The sequence below is a fragment of the Peribacillus sp. P4_B1 genome (assembly GCF_056402395.1).
On the sequence record NZ_JBFUHM010000107.1, the window covers coordinates 1 to 5,243 of the forward strand.

General features: G+C 35.9%; 7 protein-coding genes. 1 reads left to right on the forward strand and 6 read right to left on the reverse strand.

Annotation, left to right across the window (positions count from 1 at the left end):
* Nucleotides 1-241: 241 nt before the first annotated feature.
* The 6 genes from AC1DVK_RS26310 to AC1DVK_RS26335 form a co-directional block, all read right to left on the reverse strand.
* Nucleotides 242-682, reverse strand: coding sequence for a GNAT family N-acetyltransferase (locus tag AC1DVK_RS26310; protein WP_410863246.1), 441 nt, complete (start codon nt 680-682; stop codon nt 242-244).
* Nucleotides 683-876: 194 nt separating this feature from the next.
* On the reverse strand, nt 877-1,080 hold the full coding sequence (locus tag AC1DVK_RS26315) for a hypothetical protein (RefSeq protein ID WP_061465007.1): 204 nt from the start codon (nt 1,078-1,080) through the stop codon (nt 877-879).
* A 132-nt stretch (nt 1,081-1,212) separates the two neighbouring features.
* A complete protein-coding gene (locus AC1DVK_RS26320) occupies nt 1,213-1,395 on the reverse strand; it encodes a hypothetical protein (RefSeq protein WP_061465009.1) in 183 nt (60 codons plus the stop codon).
* A 456-nt stretch (nt 1,396-1,851) separates the two neighbouring features.
* On the reverse strand, nt 1,852-2,238 hold the full coding sequence (locus tag AC1DVK_RS26325) for a DUF3888 domain-containing protein (RefSeq protein ID WP_410863248.1): 387 nt from the start codon (nt 2,236-2,238) through the stop codon (nt 1,852-1,854).
* Nucleotides 2,239-2,303: 65 nt separating this feature from the next.
* Nucleotides 2,304-2,738 (reverse strand): hypothetical protein, encoded by a 435-nt coding sequence (locus tag AC1DVK_RS26330; RefSeq protein ID WP_410863249.1) that lies wholly within the window; start codon nt 2,736-2,738, stop codon nt 2,304-2,306.
* Nucleotides 2,739-2,912: 174 nt separating this feature from the next.
* The gene (locus AC1DVK_RS26335) at nt 2,913-3,332 is read right to left on the reverse strand and encodes a hypothetical protein (protein WP_477627764.1); all 420 of its coding nucleotides are present in this window, start codon (nt 3,330-3,332) and stop codon (nt 2,913-2,915) included.
* A gap of 244 nt (nt 3,333-3,576) precedes the next feature.
* Here AC1DVK_RS26335 and AC1DVK_RS26340 point away from each other — a divergent pair, with 244 nt between their 5' ends.
* Nucleotides 3,577-4,851 (forward strand): IS110 family RNA-guided transposase, encoded by a 1,275-nt coding sequence (locus AC1DVK_RS26340; RefSeq protein ID WP_477627765.1) that lies wholly within the window; start codon nt 3,577-3,579, stop codon nt 4,849-4,851.
* Nucleotides 4,852-5,243: the final 392 nt, after the last annotated feature.

The following is a 5,243-nucleotide window of genomic DNA, read 5'->3' on the forward strand; positions in this document are numbered from 1 at the left end:
CCCCGTTGAGACATGGGAGGGAAAGCCTCCAAGGGCAGCGTGGAAAATGCGTGCAGCATATGTAATAATATGGGATTTTTAATGGATCCCCTATTTCAATCTGCCCTCATCTTATCAAAACGGTCCTATCTCTTTCGTTCATCTAAAGCAACCTATACCATGTGGTATGAAATCCTGCGAATAAGCGAGTATTCGTGAGCATTATCTATTAAACTGAGGGAGTTCATTAAGATTGGTACAATTATAAATTTTTATTCATAACTATCCTATGTTCATTTATTACATAATCATTTTTTCGATAAAATGCTTCTGCAAGCCCGCCGTTAGCAGTTAATAAATAAAGACTTTTTATCTCTCTCTTCTGTAGTTCCTCCTCTAAAGAATGCAGTATTTTTGAGCCATAACCTTTACCTTGTATTTCATTATTTACACAAAGCTCTGCCAAGTAAAAAGTTAAACCTTGATAAGACACTTTACTATTTCCAGCAATAAAACCAACTAGATTGTTATCAATATGAAATAAAAAACCAAGAAATTTAGGAGTATGTAATAAGTCAGTAAGTCTCTCTTTGGCAGTTTCGTATGTCCAACTTTCACTCCATGGCTCATTATTAAAAACTTTCGTGTAAAGTTCGATACATTGCTCTAAATTCTCCGATGTAATGGGTAACATTTCTGTCATAATCATACTTCCTTTCTTTTTTTTATTAAAATTTAATATTTTAATCTAAATTATATCTTATCTTTGTTCAACTAACCTGCCCCAATATTCCATAAAAAAAGTGCTGCCAAAGCAACTCTCTTATTGAAGTAGTGCACCCGTTAGTTCATTAAAGGCTGTCGAGGGTTTCTCAACAGCCTGAGCCAATCACTGAATTAATGATCGGCTTTTTTCTTACCAGAATCTCCAAATAACCAAAGTAAAAGTGAAAGAAATGCTACGAAATAGAATGCGTATGCTAAATTCCCTAACCAATTTATCGTTTGTCCCCTGAAGTATTGCAGTCCAGAACTTGCAAGATACTTGAGTATGATACCCACTATACAAATAATGAAGAATCTTTTCTTTGTTATTGCCATAAATTCAAACCACTCCTATTCTTTGGCAGGCAATCCAACTAACCTGCCCCTCTAGTTCCATAAGAAAAAGAGCTGCTGATCAGCTCCTGTTATTGAAGTAAAAGTACCGGTTAGTTTTTAATCAAATTATTTTCACTGTTTATCTTCGTTATTACTTCTCTCATTATTTTGAAGATAAATCTTTTTAAGAGTTGAATTTATATTATTCAAAGCAATTAGAATAACCCCCAACATAACAAAGGTTACTATTTCCCCAGTAAACCAAGATACTATTCCTAAAATTACAGCATAAAGAACGTATAGCCAATTACTCATTTAATATCCTCCCCACTCCACATAATTAACTAATTTTACCACATAATTTTCATTATCATTATGGAGCTAACCTGCCGCCCCGTTAGTGCCATAAGAAAAAGGCTGCCTCAGCAACCTTCCTAAAGCACCCTTTAGTTCAATAAAGTCTATTAAATTTTTTCTAAATTTTTAGTGAGTCTGATAATCCAATACAATACTATCCACGGAAGTATGAACTTTGAAGCCCATTCAATTACATTAGGAATTAAATATGATGAGTTTATATTAAATAACGGAAGTATTAGCCAAAGTACCAATAAAACTATGATACCAATAATCAAATTTTTCATTTAGATAGCCCCCCTATAATCTCATATTACCATAATAACCCATCATTCTTCTTCAACTAACCTGCCCCGATAGTTCCATAAGAAAAAGCGATCCTTCTTAATGAAGACCGCATCCGTTAGTTGAAGTTCAAGGATATGTTTTTATGTGCTTATAATCTATTAACTCACCCCTTGTATTTACAACAACCTCATCTATTCCATAACTATTATGAGCATCATAATAAGGGTGGACTTTTAGAGTTATCTCATATTCTCCACCAACTCCGTACAGTTGCTTAATTTTGAGTATTTCTGTGTCATACGAAGCCCAAGTAAGATTACTTGGTGCATCTTTATCATCTTTATATATTGCAGCAATTGCTTTATCTACTGGTTGTCTAAGGCTTTTTATAAGTGCATATTTAAGTGTTTCACATAGTTCCGTATCAGCTTCATTTATTGTTTTTGAATAAACTGGCGTATTAGAGCTTATTAAGAATATTGCTATCAAAAGCATTACTGCGAAATTTTTCATTTTATCACCCACTTTAGTTTCCTAAGAACTGTAAAGTTTTATTCAATTATTTTTCCCCAGATATTTTAATGGTATTGAAACCAAACAAACCATCCTTTTTCCTTACTTTTAGCTAAAAATATTTGACCTTGGGCTAAGTTAGCTCCAGGAGCTTTGGGGAAATCTAAACGTACAAGCCATGATTTTTCAGCAATTTCTTTGCCACAAAAGGTCTTTGCCATTCCAAAATAGTCTTCTTCATCTTTATTGCCAACTGTTTCGGGAAAAGGTTTGGCAGTTACTACATCCCACTTAGTATATATGTCAGGAAAATCATCTATTCCAGTTCCATAAGTTTTTGGTATTAAAGTATTTAACGCTTTTGTTACCTCTTTTTTATCTTTAATCGATGTTTTCTCTAATTCACTTAACACAGGACATTCTTTAGGTTGTGCGTATACCTGCATTGAACAAAGAAACAACATCGGAATGGTAATAATCAATATATATAGCTTTTTCATAAAACTCACCTCATAAGTTATCTTTCCTAGTTTTTAAAAAAATAGTCCAGTTTTTGAGGTATAATGGTTCAATTGTTATTCAAATAATCTGCCCCTTAGTTCCATAAGTAAAAGAGCTGCTGATCAGCTCCTGATAGTGAAGTAAATCACCCATTTGAGGGTTAGTATAGACCTTTAATGGTAGTACCACCTTTCTCCGTTTCCTTCAGTTATTGGCTCTTTTGTCTCAGCATCTACAATTAAATATTTATGGATAAAACTTTCTTTTTTCTCTTTAATAGAACAAAAAAGATATACCTGCCTCTTCGGATCAATATGTGGGTGTGGATTATTGTAACTATTAACTAGTGAATATTTTTCCGCATATTTATTTACTGTTGATTTTAAATCTTTATACAGAATTTTTTCTCTAATATTCAGGGTTGCCGATTTGAATTCATCATAATAATCTAAGTTGTTTTTTTGATAAAATTCATTTGCACTGATTAGTTGTTTTTTGCTATTATCCGTATACTTTTCGGAAGTTTGTGCATTTACATTAACAGTTATTAACATAATCATAGTTAAGATTAAAATAGACAATTTAGTTTTCATTGGGCCTCTCTCCTTTAACAATTTTAAAGGTATTATCCCCAATTTTTGATTTTCCTATTGAACTAAACTGCCCCTTTAGTTCCATAAAAAAAAGAGCTGCTGAAGCAACTCTGTTATTGAAGTAAAGCTTCCGTTAGCATTCCTGTAGATCGTTAAATATCAGGTTTGAAAAAAATAGAGCCCCTCAGTAAGATACGAGTATAGAGACCAATCTAACTCAAAATCTTAAGGAGGAAGCCCTACTATGAATTTTAAAATGCAAAACAAACAAAATCAACTAATTGAGAGAATTACGGATCAACATCTAGTTGTTGGTGTGGATATTGCCCAACACGTACACGTGGCCCGTGCAGTAAACTATCGGGGCATTGTGGTCGGAAAACCTTTGTCTTTTCAAAATAACGAAGAGGGTTTTACTAGCTTACTAAACTGGATCAAGGAACTAAAACACTTGAAAAACTTAGACACCACGATAGTCGGAATGGAACCTACCGGTCATTATTGGATAAACCTTTCAAAGTGGCTAGTCAAACAAAACATTGATGTTGTCACGGTCAATCCTCACCATGTCAAAAGAAACAAAGAAAATCGTGATAATACGCAATCCAAAAGTGATAAAAAAGATGCCCTTGTCATAGCTGATATGGTGAAGAATGGMTACTATGCCTTCGTTCGTTCCACTTCAGAATCATTTGAAAAACTTCGTGTCCTTATGGCTAACCGAGATGTGATCGTTAAGCGTCTTGTTAGCTCCATCAACCAAATTAATCGCTGGGTGGATGTTGTTTTTCCCGAGTTCCGGGAAGTGTTTAAAGACGTATCATGTAAAGGGGCAATCGCAACTCTACGCCTCTTTCCTACCCCAGCTGAATTATGTTCCTTACAGCCTCTAGATATCGTAACCGGGTGGAAATCATGTATGAAGCGACATTCCGGGCATAAAAAAGCCCATTCCCTGCTTGCGTTGGCCAAGCGTTCAATTGGTACGAAACAAGCCCTTGATGCGTATAAACTTCACTTGGRACAGTTATTAGAGGAATATGATCTCGCTTCATCCCAACTCGAAAGAGTGACGCAAGAAGTCACAAACGTCTTGGAACAGATTCCATTCGTTAAGCAATTACTTGCCATTAAAGGAATCAGCGAGATTTCACTAGCGGGCATCTTAGGAGAAGCTGGAGATYTAAGTGGGTTCGCTCAYGGGAATGCGCTCCTTCGTCATGCAGGATTGCATCTAGCTGAAGCAAGCTCTGGGAAGTGGAAAGGCCAAATTGTTCTTTCCAAACGTGGAAGATCACGCCTGCGGCGTTACCTTTTCCTTGCGACCATGAGTCTGGTGATGAATAACCCTGAGTTTAAAGCCCTACACTCGAACAATGTTAAAGTAAAGAAGATTAAGAAAATGAAATCCATCATGAAACTATGTGGAAAACTTGCCCGTGTTCTAGTAGGGATTGCTCGTAATGGCTCTGCCTATAAACCGGAAATGGTCTTCCCTCTTGAACAACTAGCAGCGTAAATTTACATTCACATTGTTATTAACGAAAGTTGGCTTATTCGTAGGATTTCAAAGAAAGCACGAAGTACTGGATGTAATGAACAAAAGGGCAATGACCCGTTCCGTTAGCAAAACCGGCCTCCACCCCTTGGATAGGTATGACGAAGGAATGAAAGGGCATAGGATTATGACCCGTTGAGACATGGGAGGGAAAGCCTCCAAGGGCAGCGTGGAAAATGCGTGCAGCATATGTAATAATATGGGATTTTTAATGGATCCCCTATTTCAATCTGCCCTCATCTTATCAAAACGGTCCTATCTCTTTCGTTCATCTAAAGCAACCTATACCATGTGGTATGAAATCCTGCGAATAAGCGAGTATTCGTGAGCATTATCTATTAAACTGAGGGAGT

Bases quoted from the DNA above. Each gene is read 5' to 3' on its own strand.
- AC1DVK_RS26310 (WP_410863246.1), bottom strand. From the start codon at position 682: ATGACAGAAATGTTACCCATTACATCGGAGAATTTAGAGCAATGTATC.
- AC1DVK_RS26315 (WP_061465007.1), bottom strand. From the start codon at position 1,080: ATGGCAATAACAAAGAAAAGATTCTTCATTATTTGTATAGTGGGTATC.
- AC1DVK_RS26320 (WP_061465009.1), bottom strand. From the start codon at position 1,395: ATGAGTAATTGGCTATACGTTCTTTATGCTGTAATTTTAGGAATAGTA.
- AC1DVK_RS26325 (WP_410863248.1), bottom strand. From the start codon at position 2,238: ATGAAAAATTTCGCAGTAATGCTTTTGATAGCAATATTCTTAATAAGC.
- AC1DVK_RS26330 (WP_410863249.1), bottom strand. From the start codon at position 2,738: ATGAAAAAGCTATATATATTGATTATTACCATTCCGATGTTGTTTCTT.
- AC1DVK_RS26335 (WP_477627764.1), bottom strand. From the start codon at position 3,332: ATGAAAACTAAATTGTCTATTTTAATCTTAACTATGATTATGTTAATA.